The following is a 17,777-nucleotide window of genomic DNA, read 5'->3' on the forward strand; positions in this document are numbered from 1 at the left end:
TTCGCGAGGCTGGTCACCGGGCGACGATCGTGGGGTGTCCTGCTCGCGGTCGTGGCGGCGGCCATGGCGGTCATGGTGCTGGCGGGCGGCAACGACAGCGCGGGCCAGGCGCCCGATTCGCTACCCGCCTCGACCGAGTCCGCCCGCGCCGCGGTGGTCGCCGACCAGTTCCCGGACGCGGGAACGGCCGCCGCCATCGTGGTCGCGACTCGCTCCGACGACGGCGAATTGACGCAAGCGGATCTCGCCGCGCTGGAAGCGGCGCTCACCCGCGCCGATGCCGGGGCGCGACCGACCGGCGTGATCGTGGCCCCGGACGGTCGAGCAGCCCTCGGCCGTGTCGCGGTGCCCGCGGATCTCAACGGCTTCGCGCTCACCGACCGCATCGAGGAATTGCGCGCCGCCGTCACCGCCGACGCGCCCGAGGGACTCCGAATGCAGGTGACGGGCGGACCTGCGTTCGGTGCCGATATCGCCGACTCGTTCTCGGGTGCCAACACGCTGCTGCTCGCCGTGACCGCGATCGTGGTGATGGTGCTGCTGATCGCGACCTACCGCTCGCCGGTGCTGTGGCTGGTGCCGCTGACGGTGGTCGGGCTCGCCGACCGGGTCGCCACCAGCGTCGGCACCGCCCTCGCCGACCTCACCGGCCTCGCCTTCGACGGATCGACCTCCGGCATCACCAGCGTGCTGGTCTTCGGGGCGGGAACCAATTACGCGCTACTGCTGGTGTCGCGCTACCGCGACGAACTGCACCGCCACACCGACCATCGGGACGCGCTGCGTGCGGCGGTGCGGCACGCCGGACCCGCCATCGTCGCCAGTAACGTCACCGTGGTCCTCGCCCTGCTGACCCTGTTGCTGGCCCTGCTGCCCAACACCCGCAGCCTCGGTGCGTTCGCGGCGGCGGGCCTGGTGGTCGCGGTCGTCTTCGTGCTCACCGCCCTGCCGCCCGCTCTCGCGCTGTGCGGACGACGGGTGTTCTGGCCGTTCGTGCCGCGGCCGGATGGCCGCGACGCCGCCGAGGACGGGGCGTGGGCGGCGGTCGCGACGCGGGTGGTGCGCCGCCCGGCCGTCGTCGCCTGCGGTGCGTCGGCGGTGCTCGTCGTCTTCGCCGCCGGTCTGGCGGCCACCGACATCGGACTCTCGCGCACCGAACAGTTCCGTGTCCGAGCGGAGTCGGTCGACGGTTTGAACGTCCTCTCCGAGCACTTTCCGTCCGGAGCGTCGGACCCGGCCCTCGTGATCGCGCGGAGCGGCGCTACCGCGCAGGTCCAGTCGGCGCTCGACACGGTCTCCGGAGTCTCGCGCGCCACGGTGACGGGAACATCCGAAAACGGGTGGACCCGTTGGTCGGTGGTGCTCGACGCGGCTCCGGCCTCCGCCGCGGCGTTCACCACCATCGAGAACATCCGGTCGGCGATGGCGGCGGTGCCCGGTGCTGAGGCGCTGGTCGGCGGATCCGATGCCGAAGCGCTCGACATCCGCGACGCCGCCCGCCGCGACCAGGCTCTGGTCATCCCGCTCATCCTCGCCGTCGTGCTGCTGGTGCTCGTGGTGCTGCTGCGTGCGCTGCCCGCCGCGTTGTTGCTGGTGGGTGTCACGGTGCTCAGCGCGCTCGCCGCGCTCGGCGCGGGCAGCTGGCTCAGCGACAACGTGTTCGGCTTCCCGGCGCTGGACACCAACGTCCCGCTGTTCGGCTTCCTGTTCCTCGTGGCGCTCGGCGTGGACTACACGATCTTCCTGGTGACCAGGGCGCGGGAGGAAGCGAACCCGCACGGCACCACGCGGGGGATGGTCCGCGCGGTCGCCTCGACCGGCGCGGTCATCACCAGCGCGGGCGTGGTCCTCGCCGCGGTGTTCTGCGTCCTGGGTGTGCTGCCGCTGATCACCCTGACCCAGTTGGGCATCGTCGTCGGCGTGGGCATCCTGCTGGACACCTTCGTGGTGCGCACACTGGTGGTGCCGGCCTTGTTCGCGATGCTCGGCGACCGGGTCTGGTGGCCCGGCAAGCCTGCCGCGCGCGCCCTCTATCCCGCCGCGACCGCGGCCGCCCAGCGATAGTCGGCCTTGCCCGCCGGTGTGCGCCGGACCTCGTCGACCACGACCATGGTTCGCGGTATCTTATAGCCTGCCAATGTCTTTCGGCAGTGCTGCTGGACTTCCTCCAGTTCGAGCGCCGGTGCGTCCGGGTAGGTCGCGACGACCGCGGCGACCTTCTGCCCCATGCGTTCGTCGGGCACGGGGACGACGAGCGCGTCGGCGATCGACGGGTGGTCGTGCAGTGCGGCCTCGACCTCCTCGGCGAAGACCTTCTCGCCGCCGGTGTTGATGCACTGCGAGCCGCGGCCGAGGAACACGATGGTGCCGTCCGCCTCCACGCGCCCCATGTCGCCGAGGATCGACATGCGTGTGCCGTCGGCGCGCGTGCGGAAAGTGCGGGCGGACTTCTCGTCGTCCTTGTAGTACCCGAGCGGGATGTTGCCGACGCGGGCGATGTATCCGATCCGCTCGCTGCCCGGGGGAATGTCGTCGAGGTCTTCGTCGACGAGCAGCATCGTCGGCGAAGGCGGCATGCGCAGATTGCCGTGCTCGTCGACGGTGAAGGCGCCGTCGTTGCCGGACTCCGAGGCTCCGAAGTTGTCGCGCAGCAGGAGATCCGGCTTGATCGCGAGCATGCGTTCGCGCACGCCGACCGACCAGATCGCGCCGCCCGAGGTGATCGAGAACAGCGAGCTGAAGTCGATCTCGCCCCGGCGACGTTCCATCTCGTCGACCAGCGGAAGTCCCATACCGTCTCCGACGATGAGGATTACCTGGAGCTTGTCCCGCTCGATCGCTTCCACGACACGGCGCGAATCGAAGTCGCGCATGAGGACGACGCGCGCCCCGAGGGTGAAGAAGGTGAACAGGGAGTACAGCGCGGCGCCGTGCATCAGCGGCGCGGCGATCAGGAAAGCCAGTTCCGGGAATTCCTTGGCGGCGGTGGCGATCTCGGCGAGATCCTGACGGGCATCGTCGCCGTAGGGGTTGCCGCCGGAGAGCGGCTTGCGGAAGAAATCGTCGTGCCGCCACATCACCCCCTTCGGGTACCCGGTGGTGCCCCCGGTGTATAGCAGATACAGCTCGTCTCCGGTGCGCGGCGCGAATTCCACGGCGGGGGAGAGGGTTTCGGCATCGGCGAACGGCACCACGGCGATCGAGCGCGCGTCCGCGGCGGCGCGCAGCTCGCCCTCGATCGCACCGATCACGATCACGGTCCGCACCAGCGGGCACGCGTCGAGGAGCCCGGCCAGCGTCCGCTGATGTTCGGGCAGTTCGACGAGCACGGCTACGGAGTCCGAATTGGTGAAGATGTATTCGAGCTCGGCGGGCGTGTAGCGGTAGTTGACGTTGATCGGCACCGCGCGAATCTTGATCAGGCCCAGGATGGCGGTGACGTGTTCGACGCTGTTCTTCAGGAACAGCGACACGTGTTCTCCCGCGCCGATGCCCGCCTCCGACAACAATCGCGCCACCGTGTTCGCCTCGGCGTCGAGCCGGGCGTACGTGTGGTGCTCGCCCTCGTAGGTCAGCGCGACGCGGTCGGGGACCGCGGCCGCGACCGTCTCGAAGACATCGGCCAGGTTGAACTGCACATCCACTCCTCGCGAGACCGGCTGGCCGGGCCGCAGAGGTTCGGGATCTTCCTCGTTGGGCGCCGACCGACGCCCAACTGTAGAACATGTTCTAGTTGTCGGGGGAGTCGGCGACGCGGCCGTCAGTCCTTGGCGAACGCCGCGGCGAGTTCCCGTTCGACGTCGATGTACGGGGTGCCCGAGGTGTCGACGATCACCTTGGCGACGGTGCCGCCGGTGAACGGATACGGCGCTGTGTAGGCGCTCGACACCGACTGTCCGCCGTTGCGTCCCACGCCGATTCCGCCGCCCGCCAGTCCGAAGGTGCCCGGGTGGGTACGCATGCCGGACCGTGACGCGACGACCGCGTCGTCGACATACAGCGAGACCTCCCCGAGCGGGGTGTGGCTGCCGTCGACGGTGCCGGTGCGCTCGTAGCGGACGCCGAACAGGTGGCTGCCCAGCGGCAGGGCGTCCGGCGCCGACACCCACTGCTCGTCCTCGCCCATGAAGTTGTAGAGGTAGTGCAACCGGCCGTCTTTGACGAAGAGGACGTGTCCGCCGTGTCCCGCACCCTGTTTGAACAGCACGCCCTCGGCGGCGGGGGAGTCGACGGTGACTTCGGCGAGCACCGAATAGGACTGGCCGCGGATCTCGACCCCGGCGCCGACGCCGACCTCGGCGGTGCCGGGGTAGTACGTGAAGTTCGTCCGGTCGACCACCAGGTAGGGCCGCCAGCGGTTCAGCGTCTCGAGGATGTTGAGATCGGCCAGCGGCAGCCCGTTGTACTTGGCGGCCTCGGAGAACCACAAGGCCTTCAGTTCTTCGAGTTTGTCGGGATTCTCGGCGGCCAAGTCGCGGTTCTGGCTGCGGTCCTTTTCGATGTGGTAGAGCTCCCAGCGATCCTGGTCGAAGTGACTCCAGCCGGACGGGGTGGCCGCGTGCACGGTGTTGGCGAACCAGCCGCGGTGCCAGATGCCGCGGGTGCCGAGCATCGTGTAGAACTGCGTGTCCTTGGCGGTCTCGGCCGACAGATCATGAAGCGCCGCTGCGAAACTCACGCCTTCCAGTGGCCGTTGCGGGATGCCGCGCACGGTGTCGGGCGGGGTGATGCCCAGCAGGTCGTAGACGGTAGGCGTCACGTCGCAGACGTTGACGTAGCTGTCGCAGACCGTACCGTGCGCGCGAATTCCGTTGGGCCAGGAGATGATCGCGGGATCGGCGATGCCGCCCTCGTGGGAGGCGTAACGCTTGTAGAGCTTGTAGGGCGTGTTGAACGCCATCGCCCAGCCGATCGGGTAGTGGTTGTAGGTCTGCGGGCCGCCGAGCTGGTCGTAGAACCGCATGCTCTCTTCGACGGTGTCGATGTAGCCGTTGAAGAACTTCACCTCGTTGACCGATCCGTTGGGTCCGCCTTCGCCGCTCGCGCCGTTGTCGGAGATGACCACGATGATGGTGTTGTCCAGCTGGCCCGACTCTTCCAGATAGTCGAGTATCCGGCCGATCTGATCGTCGGTGTAGCTCAGGAACCCCGCGAAGACCTCCGCCATGCGGGCGAACAGCCGCTTCTCCTCGGCGTTCAGCGAGTCCCATGGGCGCACCGTGTCCAGCAACGGCCACGGCTCGCCGTTGGGACCTTTGGCGGCGAGATACGGGTTGACCGGTGACATCTCGGTGTCGGGCGGGACGATGCCCATCCGTTTCTGGTTCTCCAGCACGATGTCGCGGTACGCCTCGTAGCCCATGTCGAACCGACCGGCGTAGCGGTCGGCCCACTCGGCGAACACGTGATGCGGGGCGTGGCCCGCACCGGGGCAGACGTAGGAGAACCACGGCTTCTCGGGCGCGATGACCTTGGCGTCGCGGATGAATTCGATGGTCTTGTCCGCGATGTCCTTCGACAGGTGGTAGCCCTGCTCCGGGGTGGCCGGTGGCGCGGTGGTGTGGTTGTCGTAGATCAGCTCCGGGTACCACTGGTCGGTCTCGCCGCCCATGAAACCGTAGAAGCGTTCGAAACCCCGGCCCAGCGGCCAATGCCGTTTGGTGGCAGCCAGATTCGACTCCTCCAGCGGCGTCAGGTGCCACTTGCCGACGCAGTAGGTGTTCCAACCCCGTTCGGCGAGTACCTCCGACAGCAACGCGGTCTCGAAGGGAATCCGGCCGCTGCAATTGGGGAAGCCGTCGGTGAATTCCTCGATCGTCGCCATGCCGACGGAGGTGGCGTTGCGACCGGTGAGCAACGACGCCCGCGTGGGCGAGCACAGCGCGGTGGTGTGGAATTGCGACAGCCGCACGCCGCGCTCCGCGATCCGCGTCATGTTCGGCATGTCGACGAGGCCGCCGAAGCAATCCCAGGTGGCGATGCCGATGTCGTCCCAGACGAGGTAGAGCACATTCGGCGCCCCCTCCGGCGCGGTGGGCGCCGCGAACGGGCCCCAATCCGGTTCGGAGTCGCGGATGTCCAGTGCGATCTTGCCCTTGAAATCGGTCGCCATCGAGCACCCCGATCGTTGTTGGAAGATTGCTGCCGACGCGCTGTTTGGAGGATAACGCGCACTACGCCCCGCTCGAGGCGGAAATCACCGCCTCGGACGAGATATCAGCAATTATTCAGTTACGAGTTGCGCGGGCCGGTGGCGCCCGCGGCGAAACCGCCGGAGCGCCACCGGAAGGTCTCGGGTCAGCCGCCCACGTAGTCGGCGAGGTGCTCGCCGGTGAGGGTGGAACGACCGGCGACCAGCTCGGCGGGTGTGCCCTCGAAGACGATCTTGCCGCCGTCGTGGCCTGCGCCGGGGCCGAGGTCGATGATCCAGTCGGCGTGCGCCATCACCGCCTGGTGGTGCTCGATGACGATGACCGACTTGCCGGAGTCGACCAGCCGGTCCAGCAGGCCGAGCAACTGTTCCACATCGGCGAGGTGCAGGCCGGTGGTCGGCTCGTCGAGGACGTAGACGCCGCCCTTGTCGGCCATGTGGGTGGCCAGCTTGAGCCGCTGCCGCTCGCCGCCGGACAGCGTGGTCAGCGGCTGGCCGAGGCCGAGGTAGCCGAGCCCGACGTCGACGAGCCGGTCCAGGATGGCGTGCGCGGCCGGAATCCGCGCCTCGCCCGAGCCGAAGAACTCTTCGGCCTCGCTCACCGACATCGCGAGCACCTCGCTGATGTCACGGCCGCCGAGCTTGTACTCCAGCACGGCGGGCTGGAACCGCTTGCCCTCGCAGTCCTCGCAGGGGGACTCGACACCGGCCATCATCCCCAGATCGGTGTAGATGACGCCGGCGCCGTTGCAGGTGGGGCACGCGCCTTCGGAGTTCGCGCTGAACAGCGCGGGCTTCACGCCGTTGACCTTGGCGAACGCCTTGCGGATCGGCTCGAGCAGTCCGGTGTAGGTCGCCGGATTGCTGCGCCGCGAGCCGCGGATCGGCGCCTGGTCGACCGCGACCACGCCCTCCGAGGCAGGGATCGAACCGTGGATCAGCGAGCTCTTGCCGGACCCGGCGACGCCGGTGACGACGACGAGCACGCCGAGCGGGATGTCGACGTCGACATCGCGCAGGTTGTTGGTCGCCGCGGCGCGGATCGCCAGCTTGCCGGTCGGCTTGCGCACCGTCGGCTTGAGCGAGGCGCGGTCGTCGAGATGGCGGCCGGTGACGGTGTCGCTGGCCCGCAGCCCCTCGAGCGTGCCTTCGTAGCAGATGGTGCCGCCCGCCGAACCCGCGCCGGGCCCGAGGTCGACGACGTGGTCGGCGATCGCGATCGCCTCCGGCTTGTGCTCGACGACGAGGACCGTGTTGCCCTTGTCGCGCAGCCGCAGCAGCAGGCCGTTCATCCGCTGGATGTCGTGGGGGTGCAGGCCGATGGTCGGCTCGTCGAAGACGTAGGTGACGTCGGTGAGCGAGGAGCCGAGGTGGCGAATCATCTTGACCCGCTGCGCCTCACCGCCGGACAGCGTGGCCGCGGGCCGGTCGAGGGAGAGGTAGCCCAAGCCGATCTCCACGAACGAGTCCAGTGTGTGCCCGAGCGCTTCGAGCAGCGGCCCGACCGACGGCTCGTCCAAGCCGCGGATCCACTCGGCGAGATCGCGAATCTCCATCGAGCACGCGTCGGCGATATTGATGCCCTTGATCCGCGACGAGCGCGCGCCCTCGGCGAGCCGGGTGCCGTCGCATTCGGGGCAGGTGGCAAAGGTGACCGCCCGCTCGACGAACGCGCGAATGTGCGGCTGCATCGACTCGGGATCCTTGGACAGGAACGACTTCTGCACCTTGGGAATCAGTCCCTCGTAGGTGAGGTTGACGCCGTCGACCTTCACCTTGACCGGCTCCTTGTAGAGGAAGTCGCGCATCTCCTTCTTGGTGTACTTGCGGATCGGCTTGTTGGGGTCGACGAAGCCCGACTCGGCGTAGACCCGCACCGTCCAGAAACTGTCCGACTTCCAGCCGGGAATGGTGAACGCGCCCTCGGCCAGCGACTTGGAATCGTCGTAGAGCTGGGTGAGGTCGATATCCGAGACCGTCCCGCGGCCTTCGCAGCGGGTGCACATGCCTCCGGTGCGGGAGAAGGTCGCCTTGACGGCCTTGGTCTTGCCCTCGCCGCGTTCGACCGTGATGGCGCCGGCCGCCTTGACCGAGGCGGTGTTGAAGGAGAACGCGCTGGGCGGGCCGATGTGCGGATCGCCGAGCCTGCTGAACAGGATGCGCAGCATCGCGTTGGCGTCGGTGGCGGTGCCGACCGTGGAGCGGGGGTCGCCGCCCATCCGCTGCTGGTCGACCGTGATCGCGGTGGTCAGGCCGTCGAGCACGTCGACCTCGGGCCGCGCCAGTGTCGGCATGAAACCCTGCACGAACGCGCTGTAGGTCTCGTTGATCAGCCGCTGCGACTCGGCGGCGATCGTGCCGAACACCAGCGAGCTCTTGCCGGAGCCGGAGACGCCGGTGAACACCGTGAGCCTGCGTTTGGGGATCTCGATGCTGACGTCCTGGAGGTTGTTCACCCGCGCTCCGTGCACACGGATCAGATCGTGGCTGTCGGCAGCGTGCCGTGCGGGCGATGTCGTGCCCGTCTTCGTGGCCTTTCCGGTGTTCTTCCTCGCGGCCGTCGCCATCGTTTCTCCCTTTGGTTCGGGGACCGGTTTCGCGGTCTCCGTCGAAGTGGCCTGGCTCGATCCAACCAGCTTCGAGCAGTGCGTCGTGTCTTTTTCATAGCCGCCCGGCCGGGATGTCGGAAGCAGGGGTCCTGCTCATCGCGGTGGTCGCCGGGCGGCGGCCACCGTCTGTGGGCGGGGACTACTTCACGATGCGGTTCGGACGGCTCGTGGTGCCGCCCGGCCGGTCAGCTCACCTGCTGGATGCGGACCATGTTGCCCGCGGGATCGCGGAACGCGCAGTCGCGGACGCCGTAGGGCTGATCGGTCGGCTCTTGGACGACCTCGGCGTCACCGGCCTGGATCCGATCGAAGACGGCGTCGACGTCCTTGGACGCCAGCAGCAGGGTGGCGTAGGTGCCCTTGGCCATCATCTCCTCGATGGTGCGGCGTTCCTCGTCGGTGATGCCGGGCGTGGCTTGCGGCGGGTACAGGACGATGGACGTGCCGGGCTGGTCGGCGGGGCCGACGGTGATCCAGCGCATCCCGCTGTACCCGACGTCGTTGCGGACCTCGAAGCCGAGGGTGTCGCGGTAGAAGGCCAGAGCCGCGTCCGGGTCGTTCTGCGGAAGGAAGCTCGCGCAAATGCTGATATCCATGCTGATCAGGCTAGATGCGGCGCGGTCGCCGACGCTTCTTTATTCCTGATCGGTCTGGTCACCTGTTTCGCCACGCACGACGGCATCCCCTCGGTCGCCTGCGCCGCCTCGCGCCGGTAGACGCTGGGCGGCACGCCGACCAACTCGGTGAAACGGGTGCTGAAGGTGCCCAGCGACGAGCAGCCGACCGCGAAGCAGACCTCGGTGACGCTGAGGTCGCCGCGCCGCAACAGCGCCATCGCGCGCTCGATACGCCGCGTCATCAGATAGGAGTACGGCGACTCGCCGTAGGCGAGCTTGAACTGGCGGCTGAGGTGCCCCGCCGACATGTGCGCGTCGCGGGCGAGCTTCTCGACGTCCAGCGGCTGGGCGTACTCCCGGTCGATACGATCGCGGACGCGGCGCAACCGCGCGAGGTCGCGCAGGTACAGCTCCGAGGCGGAATTGCTGCTCACCTCCGCGATCGTCCCACGTCGAGGCGGATCATGGGTGACACGGTCTAGCTCCGCGCGCGCGGGAGTCCGTAGTAGTCGAGGACCAGCCGTTCGTACAACCGGCCCGGAACCAGACGGCGGGTCCAGAACGACAGTCGAACATCGTTGCCGCACAAGTAGGTTTGGCGCGGCCGCGAGGTCTCCAGAATGTCCTGTACCTTCCTGGCGACCGCGACGGCCGGTTGGCCCTCGGCCAGATACCCGCTGACCCGTTCCAGCACCGCCTGGCGATCGGCGTCGTATTCCGGCAGCGGCGCGGACACGCGCACGGCCGATTCGATGATCGGAGTCACCGTCCACCCCGGCGCGAGCACCGACACCGCGATGCCGAACCCGGCCGCCTCCATCCGCATCGCCTCGCCGATCCGCTCCACCGCGGCCTTCGTGGCCGAGTACCAGCCGCCGTAGGGCTCGGCGATCGCGCCCGCGCCGGAGCTGACCACGATCACCCGGCCACCACCCTGCGCGCGCATGATCGGCATGACCGCGCGCACCACCCGGTGGGTGCCGAGGACATTGGTGTCGAACAGGGCGGCGGCCTCGTCCGGTTCGGTCTCCTCCACCGAGCCGACCACGCCGTAGGCGGCGAAGGTGACCACGGCGTCGATCCGGCCGTGCCGCGCGACCACGTCTTTCACCCAGGCGCGCACTGCCTCCGTATCCCGGACGTCCACGGTCGCGTGGGACGGCCCGGCGACGAGATCGGAACCTTCCACGGTGTAGCCCGCGCGCGCCAGATGCTCCGCCGTCGCCGCACCCATGCCGTTGGCCGCGCCGGTCAGCAAAACGACTTTGCTCATGCCGCACACACCTTCAGCGCCCGCGGCAGCACTTCCAGCCGCGCGGATTCGACCACGGTGATCTCGCCGTCCAGCTCCAGGGGGACGGGCCGTTCGGGCCGCAGCTCCACGGCGGTGTCGCGATGACAGACCGCCAGCGGCGATCCGGTGAACGCGCCGCGGTACAGCCCGGCGATCAGGCCAAGGACGCGCAGTCGTCCCGCGGCCGCCCAGATGTTCACGTCGAACCGGCCGTCGGTCCGGGTGACGGGGGTGTCGTAGTACATGCCGCCCGCGAAGTGCACGCTCTTGAGCACCCCGATATTGGTGATCGGCGCGGTGTGCGTCCAGTCGGTGCCGCGCACCTCGAGACGCAGCGGGCGATGGGTGGCGATATTGCGCAGGGCCGTGGCGACGATGGCGGCCTCCACGTTTCGCGACTTCAGCCAGGCCAGCGCGCCGGTCGCGTTGTTGAACGAATCGTTGCCCGCCGCGACCAGTCCCATGCTCGCGTTGAGCAGGAAGTAGCGCACCGCGCGGGTGCCGTCGGGCAGGAGCATCGTCGCCTTGCCGACGTCGACCGCCTCCGCGCGCGCCGCGTCGACCCGGACCGCGACGCCGTCGACGAGGGCCGACGGCCGCACCGGCTTGTGGAAGTCGTTGGAGCTGCCGAGTCCGATGGCGCCGAGCGCGAGTTCTTCCGCGCCGCGGCGCGGCCGATCGGTCTCCGGATCCATGATCGCGTTGAGCACCAGGTTCACCATGCCGTCGCCGCCCGCCGCGACGATCGCCTCCGGCTTCGCGCCGTCGGCCGTTTCGATGTGGGTGAGCACCAGCTTCACCGCTTGGTCGGCATCGGCGGGCAGTTCGACGGTCATGCCGGGATGACGTTCCCGCAGGGCACGTTCCACCGGCTGCCAGCGTCGCAGGGCGGTCCCCGCGTTGGATTGCGGATTCAAGATGACGAGCATGACTTCTCCTCGTTGCCCAGCCACACGCGCAGCCGGGTCCAATCTCCCGTTGTGACCAGACCGGTCCGCGAACAATCGTGTGGCACAGCGGTTTCCGCGACACCCAGCAGGAAGACCGGGATACCGATCCGGGCGGCGGGCGCGTCGTTGGCGGCGTCGTTGCCGATCATCACGCAGTCCCGCGCCGCGAGGCCGAGCCGGTCCAGCAGCTCGCTGTAGAACTCCACGCGCGGCTTCGACCGGCGCATGCTCTCCCCGCTGGTGATGAACTCGAAGACGCCGGGATCGTGGCCGCCCCAGCGCAATCGGGTGGTCGCGGTGCTCAGCGGCCAGAGCGGATTGGTGGCGACGATCTGCGGGACGCCCGCCTCGCGCAGCTCGCGCACCGTCGACACCGCCTCGGGCAGCGCCGGGAAACAGCGGCGCAGCCGGACGAAATCGTGCTCGGCCAGCCGCCGTAGCCGATCGTCCACCCGCTCGCGTCCGATGTCCAGCCGATCCGCGAGCAGGTCGACCATGAATTCGGTATTGGTGCGGTCGGTTTCGTTGCGACGCACCTCCGGAAGGACACCGGAGAGCACCCGGAGGAACCGGTGCGGCGGCGTCAGGTCGCGGAAGGCCAGCGCCGCCGTGAGCGGCATCAGCGTCTTGAAGCCGCGTCTGCGCAGGCCGACCAAGGTGCCGTCCAGGTCCCACAGCACGGTGCGGTGTGCCCCGGTCATTCCTGACTGTCCAGCACGGCTTGCAGGTCGGCGCGGGTCAGCCCGAGTTCCGCGGCGTACTCGTCGATCCCGGGCCGGGCGGTGGCCGTCCGCACGCCCGCGCGCTGCGCGAGCTCCGCACCGTAGGCCGCCCCGAGGTCGACGACCGTCTTGGCCAGCGCCGCGGGGAACAGCCAGCGGCCGAGATCGCGCTGGAACACCCGGGTCAGCCGGTAGGGGGCGGACACCCGCGCGCCGAGTGCCGCGAGCGCCTTGGGCTCGCGCAGCGAACTCATGCGCTCCGCCTCGTCGGCGGGCACCAGCAGCAGATCCGACCACAGCCGCCCGAAGCTGGCGCGCTTCTCGTGCGCCTGCGCCGTCATGTTGAATTCGGTGTAGGCCTTCTCGATCCGCGAGGTGTGCGTGGAGCGGCTGTGCAGCAGCGCGTGGATGTCGGCGGTCTTGCGCGCGGTGTCGTAGCGGGTGAAGCGGTTGATCCTCGGCCGCACCCGGTCGACGAGGGCGGCGAACGCCGGGTTCGGCACCAGCCGGTGGCTCAGTGAGAGCGCGTGGTACATCAGGCTTTCGGTGCCCGCCTTCGCGATCTCGCCCGCGAGCAGGTCGTAGTCGAGATCGGTGGCGTAACGGGCGAGGTTCCACAGATCGCCGAGTTCGCGCACGCCGGTCTTGTAGTACGGCAGGTGCACGCCGAGGTGGTGCAGGTTGTCCTCGTGCGCCATGGCCCAGGCGGGCACACCGTAGAAGTCGATGCGGCGCACCCGATCCCAGATGGCGGCGTAATCGATCGTGTACGGGGCCAGCGGCGTGATCAGTCCCCAGTGCGTGCCGACCACCAGCGCGCCGTCGCGCGAGACGAACGAGGGCAGATGGTGCGAGCGCTCGGACCGCACCTTCGGAGCCTTGCCCAGCAGCTCGGAGGTGGCGAAAAGCCCCAGCTCCCGGTAGATCTCGATGGCGGTGTCGACTTGATCCAGCTCGATCAGGATGTCCAGGTCGTTCATCCGCTTGTAGCGCGGGTCGCCGTAGATCTCGGTCGAGAAGAGCATCCCCTTGAGCACCACGCACCGCACGCCGCGTGCGTCGAAGCGGCGCAACAACTCCAGTGCCCCGGCCAGCCTGCGCTCGTTGACGGCGGCGATGTGGTCGGTGACGGCGGCGAACTCGGCGCGGATCGCGTCCGGCACGAGTTCGTAGAGTTCCTCGGCCTCCAACCTGCGCTGTACGAGCGGCACTGTCGCGTTGACCTTCGCCAGCGCGAAGAACTCGGCCCAATCGGTGACGTCGTGGGCCAGCTTGGCCATCTCGGCGCGCTCGTCGGCGCTCGGTGCGGCCAGTGCCGCGTGCACCAGTAGCCGTTCGACGGCGGTGCCGCCCGCGGCGATCTCGGTTCCGGTCATGCCGCACCCTCCTGTTCTGGATGAAAACCGAAGCTTCTGGCGACGGTCGAGATCTGTTCGAGCGCGAAGTCGAGCTGATCGCGAGTCAGGGTGGCCATCATCGAGACCCGCAACCGCTGCTGCTCCCTCGGCACCGCGGGGAATTCGACGCCGTTGACGAAGACGCCCGCCCGGTGCAGCGCGGCGACCACCTCGGCGACGGCCAGGCGCTGCGGCACCAGAATCGGGATGATCGCCGTCTGCGGATCCACCGCGAAACCCATCCGGCGCAATTCCCGCGCGAAATAGGCGGTGTTGTCGTGCAATTGGGCGACCCGCTCGGGATGGGCGTCGATGAAATCGATCGAGGCGAGCACCGCCGCGACCACCGCGGGCGACAGCGACGCCGAGAACATGTAGGAGCGTGCGAAGAAGCGCAGCGTGTCGACCAGGTCCTTGGACCCGGCGACAAAGCCGCCGGTGGTGGCGAACACCTTCGAGAAGGTGCCCATGTACAGCTCCACCGACCCGTCGCCGAGACCGAAGTGCTCGGCGGTGCCGTGGCCTTTCGCGCCGAGCACGCCGGTGCCGTGCGCGTCGTCGATGGCCAGCCAGGCGCCGAACGAATCGCACAGCGCGCGGATCTCCGGCAGCGGGGCGATGTCGCCGTCCATGGAGTAGACGCCCTCGACCGCGACCACGATGTTCGCGCCAGGATTGCGCCAGCGCACCTGCATCAGGCGGTGCCGCAGGTGGCGCAGATCGTTGTGCTGGAAGGCCATCGATCGGACGCGTCCCAGCTGGATGCCGTCGTAGAGGCTGGCGTGGCTCTGCTCGTCGTAGAGCAGGGTGTCGCCGTTGCGCAGCAGGCCGGTCACCCAGCCGACGTTCGCCGCGTAGCCGGAGGAGAACACCATCGCCGACTCGCAGCCCTTGGTCTCCGCCAGGCGCTCCTCCAGCCGCCGGTGCAGCGAGGTGGTGCCGTTGAGCAACGGCGGTCCACCGCATCCCACGCCGAACTCCCTGGTCGCGGCGACCGCGGCCTCGATGATCTCCGGCTCGCTGCCGAGCCCGAGATAGTTGTTGGAGCCGAGCATGATCAGTTCCCGGACCTCGCCGCCGTCCGGGTCGCGCACCTGGACGACCGGCCCGGCCGGGCCGGTGATCTCGCGCAGCACGAAACCGCTGCCCCTGGCGTTCGTGACGTACGGCCGGAATTCCTCGAAGCGCTGCTCGAAGGTGTGCGCCGCGGGGTCGAGATAGTGTTCGAGACTGAAGTTCTCGCCGTGACCGGCGGTCGTAGCGGTAGTAGTGGCGCCCATTTAGTTGTCCTCGTGCACGATGGTTGCGGTGCCCGCGCGTCCGTCGAGCACCAGGCGGTCTCCGGTCGCGACAAGGCGGGTGACGCCGGGAACGCCGACGACAGTGGGAATGCCGAGTTCGCGGCCGATGATGGCGGTGTGCGAGAGCACACTGCCCTTCTCGCTCACCAGGCCGCCCGCGGCGACCATGAGGAAGACCCAGCCGGGATCGGTGGTCGCGGCGACCAGGATCTGCCCGTCGATCTCCACTTCGGGATCCGGGGTGCCGAGCACCAGCGCGGGCGCCTCGACACGCCCCGGCGCGCAACCGATGCCGCGCAGCACGGTCTGCGCCGTCGCGTCGACTGCCGAAATCGAGGCGTCGAAGGCGGGGTCGTCGATGCTCGCCGCGGCGATGCCGGTGGTGACGATCCGGGTGGGGAGTTCGGTGCCGCGCCAGCGCTCGTGATCGCGTTTGCGGGTGGCGACGGTGCGGGCGGCGTCGGTGTCGACGGCGGTGCCGCGGGTCAGCGCCGCGATCTCCTCGTAGGTGAGCCAGAAGATGTCGCGCGGATCGTCGAGCAGGCCCGCGCCGTGCATCTGCTTGCCGAACTCCCGGAACACCCGCTTGACCAAGCCGAAGGAACGGCTGCGGCCCAATCGCATGTTCTCGCGCTGCTTCACGTGCTCGCGTGCGCGGCCCAGCGCGAGGCGGAAGGCGAGGCGCCGGGGGAAGCTGTCGCGGAACAGCGTGGCCGCGGTCCGCTCGGCTTCGCGGCGGATCGCCTTCTCGCGCGCCGCCATCTCGTCGATGTTCTGCCCGCCGCGCAGGTAGTTGCGCAACAACGGCACCAGACGCTCGGGGTGCTCGCCGAGCGGGTCGGTCTCGAGCTTGAGCTCGTCGACGGTGCGATCGCCGAACAGAGCGATATGGCGCAGGCAGGCCGCGCGGAAGGCGGTGAATTCGGGCTGTGCCAATGTCTTCCACACTGTCGGCGCGTCCAACGGGCCGGTGAACAGTTCGCGCAGGGCCGAGTCGTCGCGGATCGTCGCGGTCAACGCGAGCGCCGAGCGCACCGGGTCGACGCTGTCGACACCTTCCTCGCCGCAGAACAATTCGTTGCGCAGCGTGATCGCCTCGGTCTCGTCCAGCCCCTGGCGTTCCAGCAGCAGCCCGACGACGTGGAACAGCTGCTGGGCGAGGAAGTCGTTGAAGATCTGCACCGAGTACGCGGGCACCAGCTCGTGCAGGCAGCGCTCCATCCACCGCAGCAGCGCCTCCGGATCGCGTTCGCGCTCCGGCGTTTCGGGGTCGAGGCGGTAGTCGAGGTCCGCGGTGAAGGCGGCCAGTTCGGTGAAGAACGCCCGCAGCCTGCGCGGCAGCCGCAGCCAACCGGCACCGATGATCGCGAAGACCCGCACCCGCAGCGCGTACATCCGCAGCTGGGCGAGACCGCGTTTCGGTGTGGCGGGGCGTTGGTAGCGGTTCTCGATGTTGAGGGCGGCCTCCCAGCCCTCGATCGCGAACTCCATGCCGGGAATCTGCAGGAACAGCCGGTACCAGTTGCTGATGTTGTAGTAGATCCGCCCGTGCGCGGTGCCGACCAGATACGGGTACAGACTAGCCGCGTTGCGGTCCACGATCGCCCCGGTCGCGCCGAAATCCCGGTGGCAGGCGCGGAAGACCTGCTCGTAGGCGGCGCGCAGGATCGAGAACGTCAGCGGGCTGGACAGTCCCGGGTAGGACTCGGCGACATTGACGTTGTCGAAGATGGTCTCGCGGGCTCCCGTCGCGGTGACCGGGCGGGCCTGCAACAGGAACAGCGTGCCGTCCGCGTCATAGGCCCACTCGACGTCCTGTGGCGCGCCGAAGGTTTCGGCGAGCGCGGCGGCGGTACGGGTGAGCTGAAGAATCCGTTCGTCGGTCAGCGCGGGATCGGCACTGCCGCCGGCGATTTCCGCCACGGCGGTGCCGGAACCGGCTTCGGCGACGACCCGGCTCCGCTTGTCGACGACGTTGCGGGAAACGATGGCGCCCGAAGCGTTGTCGACGAAGTAGGTGTCGCACTCCACCGTGCCCGCCACCACGCCTTCGCCGAGACCCAACGCCGCCGAGACCACCGATTCGGACGGGTCACCGGTCTGCGGATTGCAGCTGAAGACCACGCCGGCGACCGCGCTGTCCACGAGCACCTGAACCAGGACCGCGCACTCGACGCCGCCGTTGTCGAGGCCGCGATGCGCCCGATAGAAGAGCGAACGCTCCGAATAGGCCGAAGCGAGCACCTCCAGCAGGGCGTGGGCCACCCCGTCCGGCGCCACATTGAGGATGGTATCGAGCTGCCCGGCGAAGGAATCCGTAGCGGAGTCCTCGCCGCTGACCGAGGAACGGACCGCGAGCCGCACGTCGGCGGACCACTCCGCGACCGCGGCGTCGAGTTCGGCCGCCGTCTGGGCGGGCAGCGCGAGGCCGAGGATGAGGCCGCGGATCGCCGCCGACACCGACCGCAGCGACGCCGGGTCGGTGTGGTCCAGGGTCTCCAGCAGTTGGGCGATGCCCTCGGTGACGGGTGCGAGGATCTCCGCGCACGCCTCGGTGGTCACCACCGCGAACGGCGGCACCCGGTGACCGGCCGCCAGCAGGCGGCCGAGGTTCGCGGCCTTGGCCCCGAAACGCGCGGTGTGCTCCGGCGCCGCGTCCGGCCGGGCGGCCAGCGTCGCGGCGGGCACCACCGCGCCGGTGTTCGTCGGTTTCATAGGTATGTGCCTCTGCGTATC

The 17,777-nt window shown here is 69.0% G+C and carries 12 protein-coding genes; 1 reads left to right on the forward strand and 11 read right to left on the reverse strand.

Features of this window, described 5'->3' with window-relative positions; translation table 11 throughout:
* Positions 1-63 precede the first annotated feature (63 nt).
* The gene (locus AB0H49_RS03910) at positions 64-2,064 is read left to right on the forward strand and encodes an MMPL family transporter (RefSeq protein WP_357247922.1); all 2,001 of its coding nucleotides are present in this window, start codon (positions 64-66) and stop codon (positions 2,062-2,064) included.
* Here AB0H49_RS03910 and AB0H49_RS03915 read toward each other — a convergent pair.
* The 11 genes from AB0H49_RS03915 to AB0H49_RS03965 form a co-directional block, all read right to left on the reverse strand.
* Positions 2,031-3,638 carry an AMP-binding protein gene (locus tag AB0H49_RS03915; protein ID WP_357246867.1) on the reverse strand — a complete coding sequence of 536 codons (1,608 nt, stop codon included), beginning with the start codon at positions 3,636-3,638 and terminating at the stop codon, positions 2,031-2,033. The two genes, AB0H49_RS03910 and AB0H49_RS03915, sit on opposite strands and share 34 nt — an antisense overlap.
* A 122-nt stretch (positions 3,639-3,760) precedes the next feature.
* Positions 3,761-6,112: an arylsulfatase gene (locus AB0H49_RS03920; RefSeq protein ID WP_357246870.1), complete on the reverse strand. Its 2,352-nt coding sequence runs from the start codon at positions 6,110-6,112 to the stop codon at positions 3,761-3,763.
* Positions 6,113-6,297: 185 nt separating this feature from the next.
* On the reverse strand, positions 6,298-8,718 hold the full coding sequence (locus AB0H49_RS03925; protein WP_357246873.1) for an excinuclease ABC subunit UvrA: 2,421 nt from the start codon (positions 8,716-8,718) through the stop codon (positions 6,298-6,300).
* Between the two features lie 227 nt (positions 8,719-8,945).
* The gene (locus AB0H49_RS03930) at positions 8,946-9,356 is read right to left on the reverse strand and encodes a VOC family protein (protein WP_355003512.1); all 411 of its coding nucleotides are present in this window, start codon (positions 9,354-9,356) and stop codon (positions 8,946-8,948) included.
* Between the two features lie 5 nt (positions 9,357-9,361).
* The gene (locus AB0H49_RS03935) at positions 9,362-9,811 is read right to left on the reverse strand and encodes a helix-turn-helix transcriptional regulator (protein ID WP_357246876.1); all 450 of its coding nucleotides are present in this window, start codon (positions 9,809-9,811) and stop codon (positions 9,362-9,364) included.
* A 44-nt stretch (positions 9,812-9,855) separates the two neighbouring features.
* Positions 9,856-10,650 carry an SDR family NAD(P)-dependent oxidoreductase gene (locus tag AB0H49_RS03940; RefSeq protein ID WP_355003510.1) on the reverse strand — a complete coding sequence of 265 codons (795 nt, stop codon included), beginning with the start codon at positions 10,648-10,650 and terminating at the stop codon, positions 9,856-9,858.
* A complete protein-coding gene (locus AB0H49_RS03945) occupies positions 10,647-11,600 on the reverse strand; it encodes a diacylglycerol kinase family protein (RefSeq protein WP_357246880.1) in 954 nt (317 codons plus the stop codon). The genes AB0H49_RS03940 and AB0H49_RS03945 overlap by 4 nt, the downstream gene beginning before the upstream one ends.
* Positions 11,585-12,322, reverse strand: a complete 738-nt coding sequence (locus AB0H49_RS03950) for an HAD family hydrolase (RefSeq protein WP_357246883.1) — start codon at positions 12,320-12,322, stop codon at positions 11,585-11,587. The genes AB0H49_RS03945 and AB0H49_RS03950 overlap by 16 nt, the downstream gene beginning before the upstream one ends.
* Positions 12,319-13,719, reverse strand: a complete 1,401-nt coding sequence (locus tag AB0H49_RS03955; RefSeq protein WP_357246885.1) for a nucleotidyltransferase family protein — start codon at positions 13,717-13,719, stop codon at positions 12,319-12,321. Before AB0H49_RS03955 ends, AB0H49_RS03950 begins: the two co-directional genes overlap by 4 nt.
* Positions 13,716-15,020 (reverse strand): pyridoxal phosphate-dependent aminotransferase family protein, encoded by a 1,305-nt coding sequence (locus AB0H49_RS03960; protein ID WP_355003506.1) that lies wholly within the window; start codon positions 15,018-15,020, stop codon positions 13,716-13,718. Before AB0H49_RS03960 ends, AB0H49_RS03955 begins: the two co-directional genes overlap by 4 nt.
* The gene (locus AB0H49_RS03965; protein ID WP_357246888.1) at positions 15,021-17,756 is read right to left on the reverse strand and encodes a PEP/pyruvate-binding domain-containing protein; all 2,736 of its coding nucleotides are present in this window, start codon (positions 17,754-17,756) and stop codon (positions 15,021-15,023) included. It lies immediately after the preceding gene.
* Between the last annotated feature and the right edge of the window lie 21 nt (positions 17,757-17,777).

Source organism: Nocardia sp. NPDC050713 (assembly GCF_040654315.1).
In the GTDB taxonomy this organism is placed as follows: domain Bacteria; phylum Actinomycetota; class Actinomycetes; order Mycobacteriales; family Mycobacteriaceae; genus Nocardia.

What these genes read in the sequence shown, in the direction of transcription:
- AB0H49_RS03910 (WP_357247922.1), top strand. Translation starts at nt 64, where the DNA reads ATGGCGGTCATGGTGCTGGCGGGCGGCAACGACAGCGCGGGCCAGGCG.
- AB0H49_RS03920 (WP_357246870.1), bottom strand. Translation starts at nt 6,112, where the DNA reads ATGGCGACCGATTTCAAGGGCAAGATCGCACTGGACATCCGCGACTCC.
- AB0H49_RS03925 (WP_357246873.1), bottom strand. Translation starts at nt 8,718, where the DNA reads ATGGCGACGGCCGCGAGGAAGAACACCGGAAAGGCCACGAAGACGGGC.
- AB0H49_RS03930 (WP_355003512.1), bottom strand. Translation starts at nt 9,356, where the DNA reads ATGGATATCAGCATTTGCGCGAGCTTCCTTCCGCAGAACGACCCGGAC.
- AB0H49_RS03940 (WP_355003510.1), bottom strand. Translation starts at nt 10,650, where the DNA reads ATGAGCAAAGTCGTTTTGCTGACCGGCGCGGCCAACGGCATGGGTGCG.
- AB0H49_RS03945 (WP_357246880.1), bottom strand. Translation starts at nt 11,600, where the DNA reads ATGCTCGTCATCTTGAATCCGCAATCCAACGCGGGGACCGCCCTGCGA.
- AB0H49_RS03950 (WP_357246883.1), bottom strand. Translation starts at nt 12,322, where the DNA reads ATGACCGGGGCACACCGCACCGTGCTGTGGGACCTGGACGGCACCTTG.
- AB0H49_RS03955 (WP_357246885.1), bottom strand. Translation starts at nt 13,719, where the DNA reads ATGACCGGAACCGAGATCGCCGCGGGCGGCACCGCCGTCGAACGGCTA.
- AB0H49_RS03960 (WP_355003506.1), bottom strand. Translation starts at nt 15,020, where the DNA reads ATGGGCGCCACTACTACCGCTACGACCGCCGGTCACGGCGAGAACTTC.
- AB0H49_RS03965 (WP_357246888.1), bottom strand. Translation starts at nt 17,756, where the DNA reads ATGAAACCGACGAACACCGGCGCGGTGGTGCCCGCCGCGACGCTGGCC.